The organism is Streptomyces sp. DF42 (assembly GCF_058267695.1).
Genome location: NZ_CM177859.1, coordinates 3,029,461 through 3,052,999, shown reverse-complemented (window position 1 = coordinate 3,052,999; position 23,539 = coordinate 3,029,461). Strand labels below are relative to the sequence as shown.

Here is a 23,539-nt window from a genome sequence, read left to right as displayed (position 1 = left end):
CCGGCAGGTGTCGGCGGCCGGGGGTGCCGGTGGGAGTCGGTGGGCTGCTGATCCGCGGCGCAGGGGTCTGGACGTGGGTTCAGGAGTCCGCGAGGAGGCTGTCGTCCAGGAACTCCCATACGTGGCGCATGACTTGCGCCCTGTCCGCGCCGCGCAGCCCTATCGCCACATGGATGGAGAACCCGTCGAGCAGCGCCCGCAGCCGGGCGGCGAAACGGTCCGGGTCGACCGGCCGGAACCGGCCCCTCGACACCCCCTCCGCCAGCAGTGCCACCAGGTCGCGGTGCCAGGCGCCCTCGATCGCGGCCTGGCGGTCGCGGGCGTCGTCGTCGGCGTTCTGCGAGCGGTTCCAGACCTCCAGCCACAGCGTCCAGTGCGGGTCCCGGTGACCGTCGGGCACGTACAGGTCGACATATGCGTCAAGCCGCTCACGGGGGGACGTGGTGCGGGTCAGCAGCCGTCCGCGCTCGGCGCCGAGCCGGCCCTCGCTCCACTCCAGGGTCTGCAGCAGCAGTTCGTCCTTGGAGTGGAAGTAGTAGAGCAGGTGGCCGCTGCTCATGCCGACCTCGCGGCCGAGCGCCGCCATGGTGAGCTTCTCCAGACCGCGCTCGGCGACCATCTCCATGGCCGCGGCGAGGACGTCCTCGCGGGGCGGGGCGGGGGTGCGGCGGCGGGCTCCCGGGTCGGTCATGCCGCACGCCCCGGCGCACCGCAGCAGCCGCTCTCTGGCGAGGCGGGGCCGGCGCGGAGACGGCCGCGGGCGTCCTCGGGGTGGACCCCCGAGGTGTCGTGCGGCCCGGCGGTCATCATGAACTCCTGCCCTTCGGGGTCCTCCATGGCGCCGTCGGGATCCTTGCGGCCGTCGTGCTCCGGGCGGGTCGGCACCTCGGGCGGGAGCCGCAGAGCCGCGGCGCTCCGGTCAGCCGTGTTCCGCGGGTCACGCAGGTCAGCACGTTCACCCGTAAGTTCTACCCGACCACGGCCCTCGGCTGCTGCTGGGTGATGCAGTGGATGCCGCCGCCGCCGGCGAAGATCGTCCGCGCGTCCACCAGTGTCACCGTCCGCTGCGGGAACAGTCGTCGGAAGACGTCGGCCGCGATCTCGTCCCGGGGGTCGTCGAAGCCGCACAGGACGACGCCGCCGTTGCAGAGATAGTGGTTGATGTAGGAGTAGTCGGCCCAGTGGCCGTCGGCCTCCAGGACGGTCGGGGCGGGCACCTCGACGACCTCCAGGCGGCGGCCGCGCGCGTCGGTCTGCGCCTTGAGCAGGCCGATGGCCTCCTTGGTCACCTCGTGGTCGGGGTGGGCCGGGTCCGGCTGCACATGGGCCACGACCACACCGGGGCGGGCGAACGCGGCGACGATGTCGACGTGGCCGAGGGTGCCGAAGCCGTACGGGGGATAGTCGCCGGTGAGGCCGCGCGGCAGCCAGATCGCCTTGCGGGTGCCGAGCTGGGCGTGGATCTCCGCCTCGACCTGTTCCTTCGTCCAGCCCGGGTTGCGCTCGGGGCCGAGCTGGACCGTCTCGGTCAGCAGCACCGTCCCCTCGCCGTCGACGTGGATCGCGCCGCCCTCGTTCACCAGTTTCGAGGCGTACGTCTTCGCGCCGGCGAGGTCCGAGACGTACGCGGCGATCTTCGCGTCGTGCCCCCAGCGGGCCCAGCCCTGTGCACCCCAGCCGTTGAACGTCCAGTCCACGGCGGCGAGTTCACCGTGGGCGTCGGTCAGGAAGGTCGGCCCGATGTCGCGCATCCAGGCGTCGTCGAGGTCGCGTTCGACGGTGTCGACGCCCTCACCCAGCAGCGCCCGCGCATCGGCCGACTGCCCGGGACCGCACACCACGCTCACCGGCTCGAAGCGCCGGATCGCGCGGGCGACCGAGGCCCAGGCGGCGCGGGACGCGGCGAGGTCGTCCGGGTCCTCGAAGGTGGGGTTGGGACCCGGCCACGCCATCCAGGTAAGCTCGTGCGGGACCCATTCGGCGGGCATGCGGAAGCCGTCGGCGGCAGCAGACATCGGTGCTCCTCAGAGGAAGTACAGACGGTTGAGGGACACGGACTCGGCCGGCTCCGAGCGGATCGGCTCTCCGTCCAGCGTCACGAGACCGGTGCGCTGGTCCACGTCGACCGCTCCGGTACGGGAGTTGAGGCGCAGGTCGGCCGGCCCGATGCCGCGGGTGCCGCGGACGGCTACCCGGCGACGCCGGGTCGGCATGGTGTCGTCGCCCTGGTCGAGGGCCGCCCGCGCGACGAAGGCCACCGAGAGATCCGCCGGCGTGGCGCCGTGCGCGCCGAACTGCGGCCCCAGGACGAGGGGTTCGCAGGTGTCGGTGGCCGCGTTCGGGTCGCCGACCACGCCGTATGCCGGGAATCCGGACTTGAGCACCAGCTGCGGCTTGGCGCCGAAGTACTCCGGCCGCCACAGCACGATGTCGGCGAGTTTGCCGACCTCGATCGACCCCACCTCGTGCGAGAGTCCGTGCGCGATGGCCGGGTTGACGGTCAGCTTGGCCATGTAGCGCAGGACGCGCTCGTTGTCGTGGTCGTCCGGGGCGCCGAACTCGGCCTTCATCTTTCCGGCCATGGCGAAGGTACGGCGGACCGTCTCTCCGGCCCGTCCCATGCCCTGCGCGTCGGACGAGGTGATGCCGATCGCGCCCAGGTCGTGCAGCACGTCCTCGGCGCCCATGGTCCCGGCGCGGATGCGGTCACGGGCCATGGCGGCGTCGCCGGGCAGGTCGGTCTTCAGGTCGTGGACGGAGACGATCATGCCGTAGTGCTCGGCGACGGCGTCCCGGCCGAAGGGCAGGGTGGGGTTGGTGGAGGAGCCGATGACGTTCGCGACTCCCGCCATCTTCAGCACGTTCGGGACGTGACCGCCGCCGCAGCCCTCTATGTGGAAGGCATGGATGGTGCGCCCCTCCAGCACCCGCAAGGTGTCCTCGACCGACAGGCACTCGTTCAACCCGTCGCTGTGCAGGGCGACTTGGACGTCGTACTCCTCGGCGACGCGAAGAGCCGTGTCCAGGGCGCGGGTGTGGGCGCCCATGTCCTCGTGCACCTTGAAGCCGCAGGCGCCGCCCTCGGCGAGGGCCTCCACCAGAGGAGCCCTGTCGGAGGACGAACCCCGGCCCAGAAAGCCGATGTTGACCGGCCAGGCGTCGAACGCGTTGAACGCGTGCCGCAGCGCCCACGGGGAGTTGACCCCGACGCCCCACACCGGCCCGAACTCCTGCCCGATGATCGTGGTCACGCCGGAGGCGAGCGAGGCCTCCATGATCCGCGGCGAGAGCAGGTGGACGTGCGTGTCGACGGCACCGGCGGTGGCGATGAGCCCCTCGCCGGACACGATGGACGTACCGGTGCCGACCACGACGTCGACCCCGTCGAGCGTGTCCGGGTTCCCGGCGCGCCCGATCGAGCAGATCCGCCCCTCCCGGATCCCGATGGACACCTTCCGGATCCCCAGCGCCGCGTCGATCACCACCACATTGCTGATGACGACGTCGCAGGTCTCCCGCACGGCGGCGGCCTTGAGGTGCAGCCCGTCGCGGGCGGTCTTGCCGAACCCGGCGAGGAACTCGTCGCCGTACCGCTGGGAGTCGGACTCGACACGGATCACGAGCCCCGAGTCGCCGAGACGGAGACGGTCGCCCGCGCGCGGGCCATGGGTGGCGGCGTACGCGTACGGGCTCAGGCGGCGGTCCTCCGCGGGGTGGCCTCCCGGGCGGCTCATCGCTCGACCTCCTGATCAGGTGATTCCGGTACGCCGAGGTAGCCGCAGGCGGCGGCGCGGCGCAGTGCCTCCTCGCGGGCGCCGGGCGCGTCCAGCGCCCCGTCGACCAGACCGGCGAACCCGATGGCGATCCGGTCGCCCCCGATGGGCACCAGCCCGACCTCGGCGCTCTCTCCCGGCCCGAACCGCACGGACGACCCGGCGGGCACGGCGAGCCGCATCCCGTAGGCCCTCTCCCGTGCGAAGTCGAGCCGTGGGTTGGCCTCGAAGAAGTGGAAGTGGGAGGTGACGGAGACCGGCACGGTGGCGGCGTTGGTGACCGTCAGCCGGACGGCCGCCTCGGGATCGGCGTGCTCGGGACCCGGCAGCAGCGCGCCCGGAGCCCGCTCACCGAGACGCCCGCTGATCGGGTCGCTCACGACCGCGAGCCGCGAACCGTCGTCGAAGACCGCCTCGACATGCACCTCGGTGACGACGTCCGCGACACCCGGCAGCACGTCGTCCGGGCCGAGCACGGATCTGGCGCGCTGGACAGCCTCCGCGAGCGGGGCACCGTCGCGGGCGGCCTCGCAGACGGTGTCCGCGATCAGCGCGGTCGCCTCCGGCACGTTGAGCCGCAGACCGCGGGCGCGGCGGGCGCGGGCCAGCTCGGCGGCTCCGAAGAGCAGCAGCCGGTCACGCTCCGTGGGGGTCAGTCTCATGCCGTGGGCACCTCCTCGCTTCGCTCATATTAGAGCAACACTCTAAGCATGGAATGCCTGAAGGTGAAGTGATGACTCAGTCAAATTGACCCACACATTGGACGTCGCTCTAATCTTCGGGACGTCTCAGGCGGCCGATCAGGGGAGACCTGCGTACCCATGGATCAGCGCGGGCGTCGACACCATCCCCCGACGAGGAACGCACGAGGGGCCCGCGGGACCTGGTCTCGATCCTGCTGGGCTCGAAACTCCCTCTGGGAGTGATCGTCTTCGGCCGGCTGCCCCGTCGTTCGGCCACGGCTGGTGGGCGTCGGTCACCTCGATCGTGGTGGGCGCCCTGGCCGGCACGGCCCTCGCCGCCCCACCGGCCCTGATCCCCCTGGGCTGGAAGCCCCACCGGTCCGGTCGACTCACATCGTGGCCGGCTCGTCGTCGAGGCGGAACCTCGGGTCGCCCGGGACGGACGCGAGGAGCTCAGCGGTGTACGGGTGGTTCGGCGCCGCGAAGGTGGCTCCGGTCGGGCCGAGCTCGACGAGGTCGCCGTGCAGCAGGACCGCGACCGTGTCGCTGACGTGCCGGACGACGGCCAGGTCGTGCGAGATGAACAGCATCGTCAGCGAGAGCCGGCGGCGCAGATCGGCGAGCAGGTTGAGGATCTCGGCCTGGGTCGTCAGGTCGAGGGCCGAGGTGATCTCGTCGGCGATGACGAACCGGGGACGCGGTGCGAGGGCCCGTGCGATCGCCAGCCGCTGCCGTTGACCGCCGGAGAACTCGTGCGGGTAGCGGTTCATGCTGTCCGGGTCGAGGCTCACCTGGCTCAGCAGCTCGGCGATCCGGGCCCGGGCCGGTTTGACCCTGGCCCGGACCGGGTCGAGTGCCTCGGCGAGCGACTGTGCGACGGTGCGCCGCGGGTCGAACGAGGAGTACGGGTCCTGCGGAATCATCTGGACCGTCGCGGCTCCCGCCCGTCCGCGCGAGGTGCGCAGCGGAGCGCCGTCCACGAGGATCCGGCCGCTCGACGGCCTGTGGACGCCGACGAGTGTCCGCGCGAGTGTCGTCTTGCCCGAGCCGGACTCTCCGACGAGTGCGAGGGTGCTGCCCCGGGGGATGTCGAACGAGACTCCCTTGAGCACCCTGCGGGCCGCGACGCCGTGTCCGAGCTCGACGGTGAGATCCTCGACGCGCAGCAGGGGGGCGGCCGCCTGCGGGTCCGGTGCGGTGGCGGTGGCGGACATCAGTGGCTCCCTTCCGCGGCCGGGGGGCGGTCCGCGGCTTTGTCGAAAAGGTCGTCCGACGGCGCCCCGCTCGGCTGCGCCGCATGCGCGTCGGCCGTCCACCGGACCGCGCTGAGGGTTCCTCCGGCCTCCACCGCGGCGGGCGTCGCCGCGAGCAACGCGCGGGTGTACGGGTGGGTGGCCGTCCCCCGGCGCAGGTCGGCGCCCGTCGTCCGGTCCACCACCTGGCCGCCGTGGAGCACCAGGACGGTGTCGCAGAGCACGCCGACCACGCCGATGTCGTGCGAGATGAACAGCATCGCCGTGCCGTGCTCGCGGTTGATGCGCCGGAACTGTCGCAGCACCTCCGCCTGGACGGTGACGTCGAGAGCCGTCGTCGGTTCGTCGGCGATGAGCAGCCGCGGGTTCGTCGTCATCGCGGAGGCGATCGAGGCGCGCTGGAGCATGCCGCCGCTCAGCTCGTGCGGGTGCTGGCGCAGCCGCCGGTCCGGCTCGGTGACGCGGATGTCGGCCAGGGCGCGGACCATGTCCTGCGCGGCCTGACGCCGGGGCGTCCGCAGATGCACCCTGGCCACCTCGGTGAGCTGGGTGCCGAGCCGCAGCGCGGGGTTGAACGTGCCGATCGGGTCCTGGTAGACGATGCCTATCTCGGTGGCGAGGCGTCGCTCCGGCGGTGTCCCGAGCAGGTCGAGGTCACCGAGGGCCAGGCGCGACGCGTTCGCCCGCACGCCCTCGGGGAGCAGGCCCGCGACCGCCATGGCGATGGTGGACTTGCCCGAGCCCGACTCCCCCACGAGGCCGACGATCTGGCCGGCCCCGATGGTGAACGACACGTCGTCGACGAGTGTCCGGTCGCCGGCCCGCACGGTGAGCCCGGCGACGGTCAGCAGGCCGTCCGGCTCCGTGCCGGCCGCTGCCCCCGCACCGTCCGACGCCTGAAGCGCCGGAGGCGCCTGTGCCGGGTCGGCGGGTCCCGCCGCGTCCGCCGTCCCGGCCGGCGCGGGCGCTGTGCCGCGGGTTCGCGGGTCGACGAGTGAGGCCACGCCGTCTCCGAGGAGCATGGCGCCCACACCGGTGACGATGAGCATGATCGACGGTGCGAGGACGAGCGACGGCTGGGCGAAGATCGACGGCAGCGCCTCGTTGAGCAGCCGGCCCCAGTCGTACTGCGGGTTCTGCACACCGAGGCCGACGAACGACAGGCTGCTGATGTCGAGCAGGGACAGGGTGAAGCTCGAACCGAGGAGCACCAGCAGCGGCCCGCTGATGTTCGGCAGGACATGCCGGCCCAGGATGCGCAGGCCGGGGACGCCGAGCAGGCGCGCGGTGAGCACGTAGTCCTTGTCCGCGACGGTAGCGGCGAGGTTCGCCGTCAACCGTGCGAACCCGGGGACGCCGGCGACGGCGATCGCGACGATCGCGGACCCCATGCCCGGTCCGAGCACCGCCGCGATGACGAGGGCGAGCACGAGCGAGGGGAAGGCCACCGCCGAGTCGATGAGCCGCAGACAGGTCTCGCGCAGCCACCCGGGGGCCAGGTGGACCAGCGCGCCGATGGCGACGCCGACGACGAACGAGGCGGCGGTGGCGGCGGCGGCCATGAGCAGGGTGAGCCGGGTCGCGACGAGCGCCCGGGCCAGGACGTCACGGCCGAAGGCGTCGGTGCCGAGGAGATGCCCGGCGCCGGGCCCCAGGCGGGCGTTGTCGGTGAGGGTCTCGGCGGAACCGCTCAGCAGCAGCGGGGCGACGAGGGCCACGACCACGAGCAGTCCGAGGATCACAGCGCCGGACAGCAGCGACGGGTTGCGCAGCCATCGGCGCACGGTCGCTTCAGTGGCCACGACGACCTCCCTCAAGAGTGCGGGGGTCGACGATCCCGAGGACGACGTCGACGAGGAGGTTGACGAGCAGGGCGAGCATGCCGACGACGAGGATGACGCCCTGGATCACCGGATAGTCCTTGTAGATGATCGCCTGGACGACCTCGGTGCCGAGCCCCGGGTAGGTGAAGACGTTCTCCAGGATGATCGTCCCGCCGAGCAGGGACGTCAGGACGAGACCACTCAGGGTGAGGACACTCGTCACGAGGTTGGGCAGCGCGTGGCGGAGGTGGAGACGCACGGATCCCAGGCGGTGGCCGCGGGCGGTCCTCATGTAGTCCTGGGCGAGCACCGAGGCCGTCTCCTGCCGGACGACCCGGGCGATGGCGAAGGCCGGGCCGATGCAGAGCGCGGCGATCGGCAGGACGAGCGCGCTCGGTGTCGTGGCGCCGCCGGACGGCAGCAGCCCGAGACTGATCGAGAACAGGACGATGAGGAGGGTCGCGACGACGTAGACCGGCGCCGACGCGAGGAGCCCGGCGAGCGTGCCGAATGCGACGCCGAGCCGGCGGCGGCGTCCGTCACGGGTGAGGACACCGACGGTCATGCCCAGCGGGACGGCGATGACCAGGGAGAGCAGGACGGCCGGGATGACGAGCTGGACGGTGTACGGCAACCGGGTCGCGATGATGTCCGCGACCGAGGTGTCGAACCGGAACGAGGTGCCGAGCCGTCCGGACGCGATGTCGCCGAGGTAGTGGACGAACCGTGTTGCCAGCGGCTCGTCGAGGCCCAGTCGTTCGCGTATCGCCGCGAGCGTGGCCGGGGACGAGCTGGTGCCGGCGATCGCGCGGGCCGGGTCGCCCGGCAGCAGGGGCACGATGAGGAACGTCACGAGGACGAGCAGGAGCATGGACATCAGCAGCCCGCCCGCCCGGCGGACGGCGAACCCGGCCCAGCCACCGCCCAGCCGCAGCCGGGGAGCGCGCCGGACGGATGCGGCCGGCAGCGGCCCGGTCGGGACCGCGGACCCGGCGCTCACAGCGCCCCCGCCAGTGCCGCGTCGTCCGGGTGCCGCTCGTGCCAGCGGAACCGCGGTTCGAGCTGGGCGGACAGGCGCAGCAGCGTCGCCTCGTCGTAGGGTGCGCCGACGAGTTGCGCGCCGACCGGCAGTCCGTCCGGGGTCGTGTGGACGGGCAGCGAGATGGCGGGCAGCCCGGCGATGTTGACGAACGCGGTGAACGAGACCATCCGGGTCTCGGTGGCCCGAGGGCCGTCCGGGTCGGAGTTCGCCTCGTCGTACACGGGGCCGACCGGCGGCGCCACGACCGCCGTGGTCGGGGTGAGGAGGACGTCGAAGTCCCTGCCCCACTGGGCGATCACGTCGCGTGACTCGGCCTGCAGGCGGGCCGCCGTCCGGGCGTAGTCGCCCGCGCTGACCTCAAGGGCGGTCTCCCGGCGGCGCCGGATGTAGGGGTCCACCGCGTCGGGATCGTCGACCTCGATGGCGTAGGTGGAGGCACTGATGATCGTCCAGGTGAAGCCCATGATCGCCTCGTACGAGAACATCCTCGGACGGGCCTCGACGACGTCGTGTCCCAGCTCGCGCAGCGCCTGCGCGGCCGTCAGCGCCGCCTTGCGGCACTCCTCGTCGACCGGCAGCCCGGTCGGCGCGTCGAGGAGCAGGCCGATCCGCAGCCGTCCGGGATCTGCGCCGACCTCCTCGATGTACGGGCGATCCGGTTCGGGCGCGCTGTACCAGGCGAGCCGGTCGGCACGGCCCATGACGTCGAGCATGAGGGCCGCATCGTGCACGGTGCGGGTGATCGCGCCCTCGGTCGTCGAGTGTTCCCAGCCCCGGACGAACGCGGGCACGCGTCCCCGGCTCGGCTTGAGGCCGACGAGGCCGGTGACGGACGCCGGGACCCGGATCGATCCGCCGCCGTCGCCGGCGTGCGCCACCGGGGCGAGCCCGGCCGCGACGGCCGCCGACGCGCCGCCGCTCGACCCGCCGGAGGTGTGCGCCGGGTTCCACGGGTTGCGCGTCTTGCCGTGCCGGGCGTTCTCGGAGACGGTCAGAGCGCCGAACTCCGGCGAGTTCGTCCGGCCGAGAGGGATCGCTCCGGCGTCGAGGAGGAGCTGGACGTCGGGGTCCGTGACCGTCTGCGGGGTGTCCCGGATCGCCAGTGAGGACATCGTGTTGGGTTGTCCCGCGACCGAGCTGAGGTCCTTGATGGGGACGGGGACGCCGTGCAGGGGGCCGAGCCGATCGCCGCGCAGCACCGCCCGCTCGGCCCGGACGGCTGCCGCGCGCACGGCGTCGGCGTCGAGCCAGACGACGGCGTTGACGGCGGGGTTGATCCGCTCGATGCGGTCGAGGTAGGTCTCGGCCACCTCCACCGGGCTGACCTCTTTCGTGCGCACGAGGTCGGCGATCTGCTGGGCGGTGCTGAATGGGTCGATCACCAGGGGACTCCTGTCGGAAAGGTGCGAGGGTCTCGGTGCGGGGCGCCGGAACAGCGCGGGGATTCTCCGTGCCGGACGGCCGGGTCCGGCCGGGTGGGTCTCCGCCGCGTGCGGGGCGGCCTGTCCGTCAGCCGGTGATGCGCAGGACGGGGTCGTCGAGCGAGCCGCCGAGCATCTGTGCGCTGAAGCCCTTGCGCAGTGCGTAGATGAACGGGTCGTTGACCAGCGGCACCCCGTCCACCTGCGAGATCACGGCCTTGGCGGCCTTCTGGTAGGCGGCGCAGCGGGCCTTGTCGGTCGTCGCCTCGGTGCCCTGGGCGAAGGCCTTGTCCAACGCGGGGTTCTTCACCGCGCCGAGGTTGCCGCCGCCTTCGGGGACGGTCGGGCCCACGAAGTGGCCGAGCGGGCTCGCCAGGCTGCCGAGGAAGTTGAGATCGGCGAAGACCGTGAGGTCCCAGGCGTCAGGCTTGCCGAACACGGTCCCGACCCAGGCCCCGACGTCGACGTTGGAGAGGGTGACGTCCGCGCCCGCGGCCCGCAGCGCCTCCTGGATGTACTGGTTTCCGGCGCCGGCCGGCCCGACGACCTGGGGGCCGACGAGGCGGATCTTCTTGCCCTTGAGCACGCCGGCCGCCGCGGCCTTGTCCTTCGGTACGAGGAAGGAGGAGCCGGGGTCGTTGCAGGGGATGCCCTTCTGCACGAACATCGTCGACGGCTCACCCGTGTCCTTCGAGACGACCTTGGTGAAGGCGGCGCGGTCGACGGCCTGGGCGACTGCCCGGCGGGTGGCGACGTCCGCGAAGACCGTGCCGGGTCGTTCGTTGAAGAGCAGGTAGAAGTCGGAGAACCGGCTGATGCTCACGCTGTTGCCGCCCACGCCGTCGAAGCGCGGGATGCCGGAGGCGTCGATCTTGCCGATGTCGAGCTGGCCGCTGGTCACGAGGTTGCCTGTCGCCGTCGGATCGGGCGAGACCAGGTACTCCAGCGTCGTGGCGACCCTGCCGGGGATCTTCGTGCGCCAGGCCGGCCATGCCTTGTACTCCGGGCGGAGCCTGTAGGAGTACGAGACGCCGGACTGGGACTTCTCCAGAAGGTACGGGCCGGACTGGGAGCCCTTGGCCGTACCGGCGGCAAGGGCCTTGAGGTCCCCCAGCCCCGCCGGGCAGACGATGCCCGTGCTCGCGACCGACATACCGGTGACCATGTCGCCCCACGGCCTGGCGAGCGTGATCTTCACCGTCCGCGCCGCGTCGTCTGCGGTCACTTTCACCGTGTTGCCGGGGCCGAAGACGGTGGGGAGATCGGGCGCCGCCGTCTTCGGGTCGATGTAGCGGTCGAGGGAGCTCTTGACGACCGTCGGCGTGATCGGCGTCCCGTCGGCGCAGGTCGCGTCGGCGCGCAGGGTGAACGTGGCCGAGGTCGGCGTGTTCGTCCACTTGGTGGCGAGCCCGCCGACGAGCCCGCCGTCGTCCTTGCGCACGAGGGTGTCGTAACTGTCCCGGGCGAGCTGGTAGTCCGGCAGGGACAGAGCCTTGGCCGGGTCGAAGCCGGCCGGCACGTCGATGGTCGTCCGGATCTTCGTCGCCGTGGCGGCATCGCCGCCGCTCGGGTCTTGGGACGTCGATCCCGTGGTGGTGCAGCCGGCGAGTACGGCCGTCAGGGCGACGGCCGCGGTCACAGGGACCGCCCGGGTACGGGTCTGGCGCATGGGTGCTCCTGGAGAGGGGTGTCGCGCTCTGCGCAGATCTCAAGGAATGGGGCGGGACGAGCGCGAGCGGTTCGGGGGTGGAGGCGGTGCGCGCGGCGCTCGGTGGGCGCCGCTTGGCAGCGAGCCGTGGAGCACTTGGTGGAGAGGATGCAGCCAAGTGAACGGCGTAGTCAATAGCGTTAACTATTTTTTGGCGCGCCACCTTGCCGCCGATTTCGGCCGCGAGAACGTGCTGCTGGGCGGTGGCCGCGAGGACTGACGCGTGTCAGTCGCGCGGGAGCGTCGCCGCCTCCGCCTCGAGGGCCGCGAGGACGATGTCGGTCTGCCGGTGGAAGACCTCGGTCATGTCGACGCTGCGCAGGTACTCCTTCGCCGCCTCGGCGTAGGGGTACGCGTCAGGGTCCGCCGGCTGGTACTCCTGCACCCAGTTCACCTCGGCGCCGAACCGCTGGTTGACGAGTCGCCAGGCGTTGTTGCTCGCCATGGCGAGGATGAAGTTCGAGAACGCCTGGTAGTGCAGGACGGCCGCCCGGCCGCGCCAGCCGCCGCGGTGGAACGCCTCCAGGAGGGCGTCGACGGCACGCAACTCGTGAACGCCCCGGGTGACCCTCCCCATGCAGAGCGCGGCGGCCGCAGGGTGGTCCAGCGCGGTGTCCCAGGCACGGTTCGCCAGGTCCCGCAGCGACTCGGCCCACGACTCGCGCGGCTCGTACCCCTCCAGGGAGATCCTGTCGAGCTCATCCGCGACGGCGACCATGATGTGGTCGCGACTCGCGAAGTACCGGTAGACCGCGGTCGCTGAGGAGGACAGCTCCTTCCCCAGTCGTTGGAAGGTCAGTGCGTCCGGCCCGTCCTCGTCGAGGATCCGCAGCGCGGTCGCCACGATGAGCCCCTGGGAAAGAGTTCCCCGCTGAAGCCGCTTCGTCGACCGGCCTCCGGCAACTGCCACGCGAACGCCTCCCTCGGACGGGCGGCGAGCACACGCTGCCGCAGCCTGCGCCTCCTTGCCGGCGACAAGGAAACCAGCCTAAGCGACTGGTGTTGGGCGGATCGTCCTGGGCCCGTCACCGGGTTGGCCATGACCCCGACTCCCCCGACGGTCACGGATCAATGCGCAGATCTCACTCTGCGGCCGGGCGTCCCGAAGGGCGGGGCGGCCACTCCACCGGGGCCACTCGGGCAAGCGGCTTCGGGCCCCACCCCGGTCTTCCGGGCCGAACACAACTTACGGAGCTGCTTCGGGCCGCGTCCGAGCAGCTGACGGGCGTGACGTACGCCGGCCTCACGGTGTGGGAGTGAGCGGTCATGCCGAGACGCCGCTGTCCACCACCAGGTCCGTGCCGACCACCGACGCCGCGTCGTCCGAGGCCAGGTAGAGGACGGCGGCGGCCACCTCCTCCGTGGCCGAGATGCGGCCGAGGGGCAGCGTGGCCGCGGCCCGCTCCGCGCGGTCGGCCTCCGTCTCGCCGGCGCGCAGCGACATGGGGGTGGCGGTGGCGCCGGGGCTGACCGCGTTGATACGGACGCCCTCGTGGATGTGGTCGAGGGCGGCGCCCCTGGTCAGGGCGGATACGGCGGCCTTGGTCGCGGCGTAGGCGGCGGCGCCCGGGACGCGCGTGTGTGCGCCCAGGTTGGAGGCGATGTTCACGATCGCGCCGCCCGACGGCTGGGTGCGCATCTGGTGGATCTGGGCGCGGAGAGCCAGGAAGACGCCGGTGAGGTTTGTGTCGAGCTGGGTGTGCCAGTCGGCCTCGGGGAGGTCGGCCAGCGGGCCGCCGCCCCGGAACACGCCCGCGTTGTTGACCGCCACGTCGAGGGAGCCGAAGCGGTCCACCGCGGCCTGCACCAGGGCTTCGGTTCCGGCGGCCTCGGACACGTCGGCGGTGACCGCGAGGGCCTTGCCGCCCTGGCCCTCGATCAGGCGGACCGTCTCGTCGAGCGGTTCCCGGCGGCGTCCGGCCACGACGACCTGTGCTCCCTCCGCCGCGAACGCGACCGCGACCGCCCGTCCGATGCCGGAGCCGGCACCGGTGACGAGAACGGTCCGGTCGGTGAAACGACCGGTGCTGGTCCTGGTCCTGGTGTTGGTGTTGGTGTTGGTGTTGGTACCGGTCCTGGTCATGGGCCTGGTCATGGTCCCCCCATTTTGACTGATCGGTCTAGAAAGACGGCACGCGAAGGCGCCGCCCGTCCTTGGGTCTCAGGTCAGTAGCCCCAGTGCCTGTTCCGCCGCGTCCCGGACCCGGGCCGGGTCCGCGGAGGCCTTGCCGACCACTCGCAGGCCCTGCATCAGCACCAGCAGCATGCGGGCGAGGGTCAGCGGGTCGCGGTCGGCCGGCAGCTCGTCCTGCGCCTGCGCGCGCACCAGTGCCGAGTGCAGTACGGTCTCCAGCTGGTCCCAGTTGCGCTCCACGCTCCGCGTGGCCGCCGGGTCGTGCGGAGCCAGTTCGCTCGCCGTGTTGGTCACCAGGCAGCCGTTCAGGCGCAGTTGCTCGTCGGCGGCCTCGGCGGCGTAGCGCCGCACGACCGCTCGTACGGCGGGCAGGGCGGGGCCCGGCTGGGACAGTTCCCGCACGATCGGCGGGAGTCCTGCCCGGTCGTAGCGCTCCAGCGCCCTGAGGTACAGCTCGTGTTTGCTGCCGAAGGTCGCGTAGATGCTGGCGCGTCCGATGCCCAGGTGGTTCACCAGGTCGGACATCGACGTCGCCTCGTAGCCGCGCTGCCAGAACAGCTCCAGGGCTGCCTGCAGCGCGGCATCCGGATCGAACTCCTTGGTCCTGGCCACGCCCTGCAGCCTAGATTCAATGAGAACGATCGGTCAAGAAACGAACGGACCACGAAACCATATGGGCCAAGAACGCGAAACCATATGGGTCAAGGCGACGTCAGCTGGTTCGTACCTCGTACGTCGCCACCCGTACCGACTCGTCGTCCAGGCACTCTCCGGAGGCCAGGTCGAACCGCTGCTTCAGCAGGGGCGAGGCGACGAAGGGGCGGCCCTGGTGGGTGCCGGTCAGGCCGCGGGAGAGGACCGCCGCGCCACCGAAGGGGTCGCGGTTGTCGATGGCGTACACCTTGCCGCCGCGGTCGCGGAAGAGGGCGGCCTGGCGGCCGTCGGGCAGCAGCGCGGCCACGCCTCGGCCGGGGATCAGCCGGGTGAGGTCGCAGACCGTCAACCAGCCCTCCTCCAGCTGGAGTTGGATCTTCAGTTCGGTCGTCTCTGGTGCCAGGGTCATCGCTGGGCGCTTCCTTCCAGGGGACGGTGGCCGATGGTGAGCAGCGGCAGGTCGGGCTTGATCTGGTCGCGCTCCGGGACGAAGCCGACGACCGGGTCGGGGGTGTCGGGCGCGTTCACGAAGGACACGAACCGGGCGAGCTTCTCCGGGTTGTTGATGGTGGTGGCCCACTCGTCGGCGTAGTTCGCCACGTGGTCCGCCATCAGGGACTCCAGCTCCTCGCAGATGCCGAGGGAGTCCTCCACCACCACGTCGCGCACGTGGTCCAGGCCGCCGGGGATGCGCTCCAGCCAGGTCGAGGTGCGCTCCAGGCGGTCGGCGGTGCGGATGTAGAACATCAGGAACCGGTCGATGAGGCGGACCAGTTCGGCGTCGGTGAGGTCCTGCGCGAGCAGGTCCGCGTGGCGCGGGGTCGCGCCGCCGTTGCCGCCGACGTACAGGTTCCAGCCGCCTACGGTGGCGATGACGCCGAAGTCCTTCGACTGGGCCTCGGCGCACTCGCGGGCGCAGCCGGAGACCGCCGACTTGAGCTTGTGCGGGGAGCGCAGGCCCCGGTAGCGCAGCTCCAGGTCGATCGCCATGCGCACGGAGTCCTGGACGCCGTAGCGGCACCAGGTCTGGCCCACGCAGGACTTCACCGTGCGCAGCGCCTTGCCGTAGGCGTGGCCCGACTCGAAGCCGGCGTCCACCAACCGCATCCAGATCAGCGGGAGTTGCTCGACCCGTGCACCGAACATGTCGATCCGCTGGCCACCCGTGATCTTCGTGTAGAGGCCGAAGTCGCGGGCGATCTCGCCGATCACGATCAGGCCCTCGGGGGTGATCTCACCGCCGGGGATGCGCGGCACGACCGAGTACGAGCCGTTCTTCTGCAGGTTGGCCAGGAAGTGGTCGTTGCTGTCCTGAAGGGCCGCCTGCTCCCCGTCCAGGACATAGCCGCTCGCGCCGATCGTCGGGGCGAGGGAGGCGATGATCGAGCCGACCGCCGGCTTGCAGACCTCGCAGCCGTCACCGCCCTTGGCGTCGTCGCGGCCGTAGCGGTCCAGCAGGTCCTGGAAGGTGTTGATGCGCAGGGCGAGGACGATCTCGTAGAGCTCCTCGCGGGTCTGCGCGAAGCAGCCGCACAGGCCCTTGTCGACCTCGACGCCGCTCGCCTCCAGCTCGGCGGTGACGAGCTGGCCGAGGACCTTGACGCAACTGCCGCAACCCGTACCGGCCTTGGTGCACTTCTTCACCTCGGGCACGGTGGTGCAGGAGTGCTCCGTCACCGCGCCGCGGATGGTGCCCTTGCTGACGTTGTGGCAGGAGCAGATGATCGCCTCGTCCGGCAGCGCGGACGGGCCGAGCTGGACGGACTCGCCGGCGCCGGCGGGCAGCACCAGCGACTCGGGCGAGACCGGCGGAATGGAGCCGGTGAACGCCTTCAGCGTGCCGTAGGCGTCCGCGTCGCCGACCAGGATGCCGCCGAGCAGCGTCCCGTCGCGGCCGATGACCAGCTTCTTGTACAGGCCCGCGCGGGAGTCGGAGTAGACGACGTCCAGACAGTCCTCGGTGGTGCCGTGCGCGTCGCCGAAGGACGCCACGTCCACGCCGAGCAGCTTCAGCTTGGTCGACAGGTCGGCTCCGACGAAGGCGGCTTCGTCGGAGGCGATGGTCGCCGCCACCGTCTCCGCCTGCTCGTAACCGGGCGCCACCAGGCCGTACACCCGGCCGTCGGAGGCCAGCGCGCACTCGCCGATCGCGAAGACGTGCGGGTCGGCGACCGTACGGCACTGCTCGTCGACCGTGATGCCGCCGCGCTCGCCGACCGTCAGACCGCAGGCGCGGGCCAGCTGGTCGCGGGGGCGGACACCGGCGCTGAACACCACCAGGTCGGTGGCGAGTTCGGAACCGTCGGAGAGCTTCATACCGGTGACGGCACCGGCCTCGTCGACCACGATCTCCTGCGTGCCCACACCGGTGTGGACCGACAGGCCCATGTCCTCGATGGTGCGCAGAAGCGCGGCGCCGCCGCCCTCGTCGACCTGCACGGGCATCAGACGCGGCGCGAACTCCACGATGTGGGAGGTGAGTCCGAGCCCCTTCAGCGCACCGGCCGCCTCCAGGCCGAGCAGACCGCCACCGACCACGGCACCGGTGGTACGGGTCTTGGCGTACTCCTCGATCGCGAGGAGGTCCTCGATGGTGCGGTAGACGAAGCAGCCCTCGGCGTCCTTGTTCGGGACGGGCGGTACGAAGGGGTACGAGCCGGTGGCGAGGACGAGGGTGTCGTACTCGAAGACCTGGCCGGACCTGGCGGTGACCTTCTTCGCCTCGCGGTCGACCGCCTCGGCCGGATCGCCGACGTACAGCTCGATGCCGTGGTCGTTGATGAACTCCATGTCGGTCATGGAGAGTTCCTCGGGCGACCTGCCCGAGAAGTACGAGGTGAGGGCGACGCGGTCGTAGGCGGGACGCGGCTCCTCGCACAGGACGACCACGCGGTGCGTGGCGGTCAGGCCGCGTTCGGCGAGCGCTTCGAGGAAGCGCTGGCCGACCATGCCGTGGCCGACGAGCACGATCGTGGGGGTGGCCCCCAGGGTGGCGGTCATCAGGAGCCTCCATCGTTGGTGAGCAGGTGGAGCAGTGGACCGTCGTCGGGGAGCGGCTCTGCTCCCTCCCAGGCGCGGGCGAGCGCGCCGACGGTGCCGAGTTCGCCGACGAGGACTCCGCCGACCAGGCGGTCGTCGCGGACGACGACCTTGCGGTAGGTGCCGCGGGTGGCGTCCGCCAGCTGGACCACGTCGTCCCCGGGACGCGGCTCCGTCTCGCCGAACGCGGCGAGGTCGAAGGGGGAGTTCTGTCCGGCGAGCGTGAGCCGGGTCAGCGAACGGGTGCCGGTGTACCGGGCGTTGGCGCGCCCGGCGAGCAACTCGGCGAGGATCTCGGCCTGTTCGAGCGCCGGAGTGGCGAGCCCGTACACGGTGCCGTCGTGCTGCACGCAGTCGCCGATCGCCCGGATGTGCGGGTCGGAGGTGCGCAGTTCGTCGTCGACGACGATCCCCTTGCGCACCTCAAGGCCCGCGGTCTGTGCGAGACCCACCCTCGGGTGGACACCGCACGCCAGGACCACGAGGTCGGCGTCGAGCGTGTATCCGTCGTGCATCTCGACCGAGCGGACCACACCGCCCACGCAGCGCACGTCGCGCACCCGGCACTCGGTGTGGATCTCGACGCCGAGGTCCCCCAGGTGCCGTTTCACCAGCTTCGAGGCGCTCGGGTCGAGCTGGCGCTCCATGAGCCGCTCGCCCTGCTGGGCCAGGACGACCTGCGCGCCGCGCTGGGCGAGCGCGCGGGCCGCGGACACTCCGAGGAGCCCGCCGCCGATGACGACGGCCTTCACTCCCGGCCGTACGGCCTTGGACAGGCCGAGGCAGTCGTCCATCGTGCGGAACGCGTGCACGCCCTCGGGCAGCAGGTGGTCCGGCGTGAACAGGCCGCGCAGGGGCGGGAGTACCGGGTTCGAGCCGGTGGCCAGAACCAGCGTGTCGTATGCGATCTTCGAGCCGTCCGCGCACTCGACGGTCCGTCCGGCGCGGTCGATGCCGGTGACCCGGGCGCGCGTCAGTTCCGCCGGGGACGGCAGCGCGATCACCTCGGGGCTGTAGCGCCCGGCCAGCACCTCGGCGAGGAGCACCCGGTTGTACGGGCGGTGCTCCTCCTCGCCGACGAGCGTCACGGGTGTGCCGAGCTCACCGAGCCGCCGGGCGAGACGGACGCCCGCGAGGCCGGCGCCGATCACCACCACACGCGTATTCGAGGTCATGTCCAGGAGCGTGCGGTGCGGGTGTTACCCGGCAGCATCACCTCTGTTTCCCGCGAGGAACGCTGCCCTCTTCCGGAGCCCGCGGCGGGTGTGAGGGTTCCGCGGGCATGCGGGGGGCGGGGTGTGAGGTGGCCGAGGACGGCACAGCCCACCTCACACGCCGCCCACCCACCTACATGGACAGTGCAGGTATCCCGTCCATAAGGTCGCGATCATGCCCGAGATATCGCTGACCATGCTGGCCGTGCTGTGCCTGACCGCCCTGGCGGCCGGCTGGATCGACGCGGTGGTCGGCGGCGGGGGACTGCTGCTTCTTCCGGTGCTCCTCCTCGGCCTGCCCGCCGGCACCCCCGCCGCCAGTGCACTCGGCACCAACAAGGCCGTCGCCATCGTCGGCACGTCGGGCGCCGCGGTGACCTACGCCCGCAAAACCCCCGTGGACGTCCGCCTCGCCGTACGCATCGGCCTGGCGGCCCTCGCCGGTTCCTCCGCCGGCGCGTTCTTCGCGGCCGGTATGAGCACGGACGTGCTCAAGCCCGTGATCATGGTGGTGCTGCTCGTGGTCGCCGCGTTCGTGATCCTTCGCCCCGCCTTCGGCACGGCCCCCGCGACCGGCCCCGCCACCCGCCGCCGGATCCTCTCCGCGATCGCCCTCGCAGGCATCGGCATCGGCTTCTACGACGGTTTCATCGGGCCCGGCACCGGCACGTTCCTGGTGCTGGCGCTCACCGCGGTCCTCCATCTCGACCTGGTGACCGCCTCCGCCACCGCCAAGATCGTCAACTGCTGCACCAACGCGGGCGCCCTCGCGATGTTCGCCCGGCAGGGCACGGTGCTGTGGCGGCTCGCGGCCCTCATGGCCGTGTTCAACCTGGTGGGCGGCACCCTCGGCGCGCACACGGCGCTGAAGAGGGGCAGCGGCTTCGTACGTGTCGTGTTGCTGACGGTGGTGTTCGCGCTGGTGACGAATATTGCGTACGAGCAGTGGGTCGCCTGACGATACGGTGACCTGATGGCGACTCAGGTGATCGTGGTCAACGGCGGCTCCAGTTCCGGCAAGACCGGGATCGTGCGGTGCCTGCAGGCCGTTCTGCCCGAGCCGTGGCTGGCCTTCGGGGTCGACTCGCTGATCGAGGCGATGCCGGCGGAGGGCACGGGCATCGAGTTCGCCCCCGACGGCGGGGTGAGCGTCGGCCCGGAGTACCTGGCCCTGGAATCGGCGTGGGCGACCGGGATCGCCGCGATGGTCCGGGCCGGCGCCCGGGTGGTCATCGACGACGTCTTCCTCGGCGGAGCGCCGACCCAGGAACGCTGGCGCAAGGTCCTGGACGGCCTGGACGTGCTCTGGGTCGGTGTCCGGTGCGAGGCGGCGGTCGCCGCCGGCCGTGAGATCGCCCGCGGCGACCGGGTGCGCGGAATGGCCGAGCGGCAGGCGGAGCTGGTCCACCAAGGCGTCCTGTACGACGTGGAGGTGGACACGGCACGCACGGAGTCGCTGGAATGCGCACGGACCATCACACAGGCCGTGCTCAACGGCTCCCGGTGAGGTGTGGGAGCACGACCGTGTTGCCCTGGTGGCCGGTGGGGCGGAGTGCCTTCCGGCGGGTGCCGGCCGGGTTGGGGCCGGTCCGTGTGGTGGGCGGAGCCGACGCGGTCTGGTGCGGTCCGGGCCGGTCTCAACGGCTCCCGGTGAGGTGGGCGAACACCACCACGTTCCCCTCGTAGCCGGTCGACCGTGAGTACCCCCCGCCGCAGGTGATCACCCGCAGCTCGGGCCGGTCCGAGGCGCCGTACACCCTCTCGTCCGGGAAGTGCTCGGCGCCGTACACCTCGACCGCGTCCACCGAGAACAGCGCCGTGCCCCCGTCGCGCCGGTCCACCTCGATGCGACTGCCCTTCTTCAGGGCGCCGAGGTCGTAGAAGACGGCGGGGCCGTCGGCGTTGTCGACATGGCCGGCGACGATCGCGGTGCCCTGCTCGCCGGGTGTGGTGCCGGCGGCGTACCAGCCGGCGAGGTTCTTCTTCGCGGCGGGCGGCACGTCGAGACTGCCGGCCGTGGTGAGGGCGAGGCCCATGAGAGGGGCGTCCACGCGGATCGACGGGATGCGGATCCGGTCGGGCGGGGACGGCGGCAGCGCGGGCGCGACGAGAGGTTCGCCGCCCCGGCCGGTACGGGCCGCCTGCGCGGCGGACGGCTGCGGCGGGGCGTTCGTCTGCGCGCCACCGCCGAGCAGCCAGGCGCCCGAACACAGGGCCACGACCGTGACGGTGCCTATCGCGGCATTGCTGATCCTGCGCACGTGCCTCCTGCCTGGGGAGCGGGTTGTCCCTGGTGGAGCGGGTGGGCCCGTTCCCCCTCCGGGCCGCGAGGGGCGTCGGACCCGGAGGGGGCGGGACATGCGGTACCGGCCGACGGACAGCGGAGGGTGTCCGTCAGATCCCGTCGCCTCTCGCCCGGCGATGCAGGAGCCAGGTACCGCCCGCGGCGGCGACGGCGAGAGCCGCCACGCCGGCCGCGGTCTGCACGGGATCGGGGCCCAGAGCGCCGCCGACCCCCGTCTTCACACTTCCCCGGGGCTCCTGCCCGCGTGCCGCGGTCAGTGTCACCACCAGGTCGCCCTTGACCTGCCGGTCGCCCTCGGCGCACTCGGCGACGATCTCGTACGTCCCCGGCTGCGCGCTCGGCGGCACCCGGAACTGCCCGATCGCCTCGCCCTCGTGCGTGCTCGGCGCCAGCGTGAAGGCACCGGCCCCCACCGCGCCGGCGTCGCCCGCCGCCGTGCCGTTCTCGCAGTCCCCGGTGGTCACCGTGACCTCGCCGCCCGGCACGACCGACGACGGAAGGACCTCCAGGGAACCGCTGCTGCCGCCGCTCCCGCTACCGCCGCCGTCCGCGTACGCGGGCGCGGCCACGAAGCCCGCGGCGGCGACGGCGAGCGCGGCCCCGGTCAGCAGACGGGCGGTACGTCGCATCGGTGCTCCTTCGAGCTCTCTTCGGTGTCCTCTGCCCTTCAGAGGTAAGTGGCAGCGGCGCGAACGCGCTTCCTGAAGGAGCGTCAGAAATGTGGTGAATGGGTGTCAGATCTGCGCGCGGTGGGGGTGCTCGGACGGACTTCCCGCAGGTCATCGGCGTGCGACGGGGGCTGCGCGGAAGAGAACCCGAAGGGTGCAGGGCGCGCGTGTGAACGGGTGACCCGGCGATCACACCGCGGACTTGACCTCAAGAAAGGTTGAGGTACGAGGCTGGGCGCATGCAGATCACGGATACGCCCCACGCCGCCCACGCGCCCCTCAGCGACGCACCTCTCAGCGACGCACCCCTCGCCGTCACCCTCGTCATCGGCAGCAACCGGCACGGACGTTTCGGCCCGGTCGTCGCCGACTGGCTCCTGCACCACCTGCGCGACCACGACGACCTGGCCGTCGAGGTCGTGGACGTCGCGGAGGCGGACCTCCCCACGACATTCGCCCCGTCCCCCGAGGCGAGCACGGCCCTCGCCTCCGTCACCCCGAAGCTCGCGGCCGCGGACGCGTACGTGGTGCTCACCCCCGAGTACAACCACTCCTACCCGGCCGGCCTCAAGAACCTCATCGACTGGCACTTCACCGAATGGCGCGCCAAGCCCGTCGCCCTCGTCTCCTACGGCGGCCTCGCGGGCGGTCTGCGTGCCGTGGAACACCTCCGCCAGGTCTTCGCCGAGCTCCACGCGGTGACGATCCGGGACACGGTGTCGTTCCACAACGCCGGCTCGTCCTTCACCGACGGCCACCTCGACGACCCGTCCGCCCCGGACGCGGCGGCGAAGGCCATGCTGGACCAACTGGTGTGGTGGGGGCGGGGGCTGAGGGAGGCGCGGGAGAGGCGCCCGTACGGCGGCTAGGCCCGTGTCCCGGCGGGCGGTGGCGTGCCGCGTGCCGCGTCAGTACCTCCGAAGCACCTCGGACACCGTGCGCCGGGCCACCGCCGCCAGTGCCGGGTGCTTCCCGCCCCGGTAGTAGTGATCCGCCATGAGCCCGAAGCACAGGGCCCAGCCCCGCCCGCGTGCCCAGGTCGCGTCGTCGACGTCGGACGTCTCGCGGAACAGGTCGCGGGTGGGAGAGTCGAAGACGGTCCACGCGGCCATCGTGTCGCAGGCGGGGTCGCCGACGCCGAGGCTGCCGAAGTCGATGACGGCCGTGAGGCGGCCGTGCGCCGTCAGCAGGTTGCCGGGGAGCAGGTCGCCGTGCAGCCAGACCTGGGCGCCGTCCCACTGGGGGAGGCGGAGCGTCTCCTCCCAGGCCGCCGTGGCGCGGGCCGGGTCCAGCGTGCCGTCCGCGCCGAGGTCTCGGATGGCGGTGCGGACGGCGTCATCGTGGCGGGCGACCGGGCCGCCCCGGAAGGACGGCGGCCCGCCCGTGGCGTCCAGCTGCCGCAGCGCAGCCACGAACCGGCCCAACTCCCTTGCCGCGACGGCTGGTTCGGTAAGTGGAGCGTCGTACGCGTTGTCACCGTCCAGCCAGCGGTACACGCCCCACGACGACGCGTACCCGGCGCCGGGTGCGCCCTTCGCGAGCGGTGTCGGGACGGCGAGCGGAAGGTGCGGGGCCAGCCGTGGCACCCAGTGATGCTCGTCGTCGATCCGGCGGCCCCCGCGGGGCCGCCGCGGCAGCCGTACGACCATGTCGTCGCCGAGGCGGTACATGGCGTTGTCGGTTCCGGAGGAGAGCACCCGCGCGACCGGCAGCCCGGCCCACCGCGGAAACTGCTCCGCGACCAACCGGGAGACCAGCGCCGCGTCGATGTCGAGCTCGTCGGCGTGAATCTTCGCGGTGGACGGCATACGGCTCCCGGGGT

Annotated in this window: 22 protein-coding genes and 1 pseudogene; 4 read left to right on the top strand and 19 right to left on the bottom strand. The window is 72.0% G+C overall.

The features are described 5' to 3' along the window. Positions 1-79: 79 nt before the first annotated feature. From ACYUED_RS13925 to ureA, 5 genes are all read right to left on the bottom strand, one after another. Positions 80-691 carry a TetR/AcrR family transcriptional regulator gene (locus ACYUED_RS13925; protein WP_491292599.1) on the bottom strand — a complete coding sequence of 204 codons (612 nt, stop codon included), beginning with the start codon at positions 689-691 and terminating at the stop codon, positions 80-82. Then, positions 688-885, bottom strand: coding sequence for a hypothetical protein (locus ACYUED_RS13920; protein WP_491292598.1), 198 nt, complete (start codon positions 883-885; stop codon positions 688-690). The genes ACYUED_RS13925 and ACYUED_RS13920 overlap by 4 nt, the downstream gene beginning before the upstream one ends. An 83-nt stretch (positions 886-968) precedes the next feature. Continuing rightward, positions 969-2,015, bottom strand: coding sequence for an agmatine deiminase family protein (locus ACYUED_RS13915; protein WP_491292597.1), 1,047 nt, complete (start codon positions 2,013-2,015; stop codon positions 969-971). A gap of 9 nt (positions 2,016-2,024) precedes the next feature. Next, positions 2,025-3,734: an urease subunit alpha gene (locus ACYUED_RS13910; protein ID WP_491292596.1), complete on the bottom strand. Its 1,710-nt coding sequence runs from the start codon at positions 3,732-3,734 to the stop codon at positions 2,025-2,027. Continuing rightward, a complete protein-coding gene (gene ureA / locus ACYUED_RS13905; RefSeq protein WP_491292595.1) occupies positions 3,731-4,435 on the bottom strand; it encodes an urease subunit gamma in 705 nt (234 codons plus the stop codon). Before ureA ends, ACYUED_RS13910 begins: the two co-directional genes overlap by 4 nt. A gap of 163 nt (positions 4,436-4,598) precedes the next feature. Between ureA and ACYUED_RS13900 the strand changes: the two are divergent. Then, positions 4,599-4,817: pseudogene (locus tag ACYUED_RS13900) on the top strand (cytosine permease); the annotation flags it as partial. A 28-nt stretch (positions 4,818-4,845) separates the two neighbouring features. Here ACYUED_RS13900 and ACYUED_RS13895 read toward each other — a convergent pair. From ACYUED_RS13895 to ACYUED_RS13845, 11 genes are all read right to left on the bottom strand, one after another. Further along, a complete protein-coding gene (locus ACYUED_RS13895) occupies positions 4,846-5,670 on the bottom strand; it encodes an ABC transporter ATP-binding protein (RefSeq protein WP_491292594.1) in 825 nt (274 codons plus the stop codon). After that, entirely contained in the window at positions 5,670-7,511 is a 1,842-nt protein-coding gene (locus tag ACYUED_RS13890) for a dipeptide/oligopeptide/nickel ABC transporter permease/ATP-binding protein (protein WP_491292593.1), read from the bottom strand. The genes ACYUED_RS13895 and ACYUED_RS13890 overlap by 1 nt, the downstream gene beginning before the upstream one ends. Next, positions 7,501-8,532, bottom strand: coding sequence for an ABC transporter permease (locus ACYUED_RS13885; protein WP_491292592.1), 1,032 nt, complete (start codon positions 8,530-8,532; stop codon positions 7,501-7,503). The genes ACYUED_RS13890 and ACYUED_RS13885 overlap by 11 nt, the downstream gene beginning before the upstream one ends. Continuing rightward, the gene (locus tag ACYUED_RS13880; RefSeq protein ID WP_491292591.1) at positions 8,529-9,956 is read right to left on the bottom strand and encodes an amidase; all 1,428 of its coding nucleotides are present in this window, start codon (positions 9,954-9,956) and stop codon (positions 8,529-8,531) included. Before ACYUED_RS13880 ends, ACYUED_RS13885 begins: the two co-directional genes overlap by 4 nt. A 127-nt stretch (positions 9,957-10,083) precedes the next feature. Beyond that, positions 10,084-11,664: an ABC transporter substrate-binding protein gene (locus tag ACYUED_RS13875; RefSeq protein ID WP_491292590.1), complete on the bottom strand. Its 1,581-nt coding sequence runs from the start codon at positions 11,662-11,664 to the stop codon at positions 10,084-10,086. A gap of 265 nt (positions 11,665-11,929) precedes the next feature. Further along, positions 11,930-12,613: a TetR/AcrR family transcriptional regulator gene (locus ACYUED_RS13870; RefSeq protein WP_491292589.1), complete on the bottom strand. Its 684-nt coding sequence runs from the start codon at positions 12,611-12,613 to the stop codon at positions 11,930-11,932. A 354-nt stretch (positions 12,614-12,967) separates the two neighbouring features. Further along, entirely contained in the window at positions 12,968-13,786 is an 819-nt protein-coding gene (locus ACYUED_RS13865; protein ID WP_491292588.1) for an SDR family NAD(P)-dependent oxidoreductase, read from the bottom strand. 78 nt (positions 13,787-13,864) lie between these two features. After that, the gene (locus tag ACYUED_RS13860) at positions 13,865-14,449 is read right to left on the bottom strand and encodes a TetR/AcrR family transcriptional regulator (protein WP_491292587.1); all 585 of its coding nucleotides are present in this window, start codon (positions 14,447-14,449) and stop codon (positions 13,865-13,867) included. A gap of 100 nt (positions 14,450-14,549) precedes the next feature. Beyond that, a complete protein-coding gene (nirD, locus tag ACYUED_RS13855) occupies positions 14,550-14,900 on the bottom strand; it encodes a nitrite reductase small subunit NirD (RefSeq protein ID WP_491292586.1) in 351 nt (116 codons plus the stop codon). Next, positions 14,897-17,491, bottom strand: a complete 2,595-nt coding sequence (gene nirB / locus ACYUED_RS13850) for a nitrite reductase large subunit NirB (RefSeq protein WP_491292585.1) — start codon at positions 17,489-17,491, stop codon at positions 14,897-14,899. The genes nirD and nirB overlap by 4 nt, the downstream gene beginning before the upstream one ends. Next, entirely contained in the window at positions 17,491-18,705 is a 1,215-nt protein-coding gene (locus ACYUED_RS13845; protein ID WP_491292584.1) for an NAD(P)/FAD-dependent oxidoreductase, read from the bottom strand. The genes nirB and ACYUED_RS13845 overlap by 1 nt, the downstream gene beginning before the upstream one ends. A 214-nt stretch (positions 18,706-18,919) precedes the next feature. Between ACYUED_RS13845 and ACYUED_RS13840 the strand changes: the two genes are divergently transcribed. After that, entirely contained in the window at positions 18,920-19,702 is a 783-nt protein-coding gene (locus tag ACYUED_RS13840) for a sulfite exporter TauE/SafE family protein (protein WP_491292583.1), read from the top strand. A gap of 15 nt (positions 19,703-19,717) precedes the next feature. After that, complete coding sequence (gene cpt / locus ACYUED_RS13835) at positions 19,718-20,251, top strand: chloramphenicol phosphotransferase CPT (RefSeq protein ID WP_491292582.1); 534 nt, start codon at positions 19,718-19,720, stop codon at positions 20,249-20,251. A gap of 130 nt (positions 20,252-20,381) precedes the next feature. Here cpt and ACYUED_RS13830 read toward each other — a convergent pair whose 3' ends face one another. Both ACYUED_RS13830 and ACYUED_RS13825 read right to left on the bottom strand, forming a co-directional pair. After that, the gene (locus tag ACYUED_RS13830; RefSeq protein ID WP_491292581.1) at positions 20,382-21,005 is read right to left on the bottom strand and encodes a class F sortase; all 624 of its coding nucleotides are present in this window, start codon (positions 21,003-21,005) and stop codon (positions 20,382-20,384) included. A gap of 133 nt (positions 21,006-21,138) precedes the next feature. Further along, positions 21,139-21,678: a GVDTG sorting domain-containing protein gene (locus ACYUED_RS13825; RefSeq protein WP_491292580.1), complete on the bottom strand. Its 540-nt coding sequence runs from the start codon at positions 21,676-21,678 to the stop codon at positions 21,139-21,141. A 278-nt stretch (positions 21,679-21,956) separates the two neighbouring features. On the opposite strand from ACYUED_RS13825, the gene ACYUED_RS13820 reads away from it, so the two are divergent. Beyond that, a complete protein-coding gene (locus ACYUED_RS13820; protein ID WP_491292579.1) occupies positions 21,957-22,586 on the top strand; it encodes an NADPH-dependent FMN reductase in 630 nt (209 codons plus the stop codon). A 39-nt stretch (positions 22,587-22,625) separates the two neighbouring features. Here the strand turns inward: ACYUED_RS13820 and ACYUED_RS13815 are convergent, their stop codons facing one another. Continuing rightward, positions 22,626-23,525, bottom strand: coding sequence for an aminoglycoside phosphotransferase family protein (locus ACYUED_RS13815; protein WP_491292578.1), 900 nt, complete (start codon positions 23,523-23,525; stop codon positions 22,626-22,628). Positions 23,526-23,539: the final 14 nt, after the last annotated feature.

Excerpts from the sequence above, each read along its gene's own strand:
- ACYUED_RS13925 (WP_491292599.1), bottom strand. The coding sequence starts at position 691 with ATGACCGACCCGGGAGCCCGCCGCCGCACCCCCGCCCCGCCCCGCGAG.
- ACYUED_RS13915 (WP_491292597.1), bottom strand. The coding sequence starts at position 2,015 with ATGTCTGCTGCCGCCGACGGCTTCCGCATGCCCGCCGAATGGGTCCCG.
- ACYUED_RS13910 (WP_491292596.1), bottom strand. The coding sequence starts at position 3,734 with ATGAGCCGCCCGGGAGGCCACCCCGCGGAGGACCGCCGCCTGAGCCCG.
- ureA (WP_491292595.1), bottom strand. The coding sequence starts at position 4,435 with ATGAGACTGACCCCCACGGAGCGTGACCGGCTGCTGCTCTTCGGAGCC.
- ACYUED_RS13895 (WP_491292594.1), bottom strand. The coding sequence starts at position 5,670 with ATGTCCGCCACCGCCACCGCACCGGACCCGCAGGCGGCCGCCCCCCTG.
- ACYUED_RS13875 (WP_491292590.1), bottom strand. The coding sequence starts at position 11,664 with ATGCGCCAGACCCGTACCCGGGCGGTCCCTGTGACCGCGGCCGTCGCC.
- ACYUED_RS13865 (WP_491292588.1), bottom strand. The coding sequence starts at position 13,786 with ATGACCAGGACCGGTACCAACACCAACACCAACACCAACACCAGGACC.
- nirD (WP_491292586.1), bottom strand. The coding sequence starts at position 14,900 with ATGACCCTGGCACCAGAGACGACCGAACTGAAGATCCAACTCCAGCTG.
- nirB (WP_491292585.1), bottom strand. The coding sequence starts at position 17,491 with ATGACCGCCACCCTGGGGGCCACCCCCACGATCGTGCTCGTCGGCCAC.
- ACYUED_RS13845 (WP_491292584.1), bottom strand. The coding sequence starts at position 18,705 with ATGACCTCGAATACGCGTGTGGTGGTGATCGGCGCCGGCCTCGCGGGC.
- ACYUED_RS13840 (WP_491292583.1), top strand. The coding sequence starts at position 18,920 with ATGCCCGAGATATCGCTGACCATGCTGGCCGTGCTGTGCCTGACCGCC.
- cpt (WP_491292582.1), top strand. The coding sequence starts at position 19,718 with ATGGCGACTCAGGTGATCGTGGTCAACGGCGGCTCCAGTTCCGGCAAG.
- ACYUED_RS13825 (WP_491292580.1), bottom strand. The coding sequence starts at position 21,678 with ATGCGACGTACCGCCCGTCTGCTGACCGGGGCCGCGCTCGCCGTCGCC.
- ACYUED_RS13820 (WP_491292579.1), top strand. The coding sequence starts at position 21,957 with ATGCAGATCACGGATACGCCCCACGCCGCCCACGCGCCCCTCAGCGAC.
- ACYUED_RS13815 (WP_491292578.1), bottom strand. The coding sequence starts at position 23,525 with ATGCCGTCCACCGCGAAGATTCACGCCGACGAGCTCGACATCGACGCG.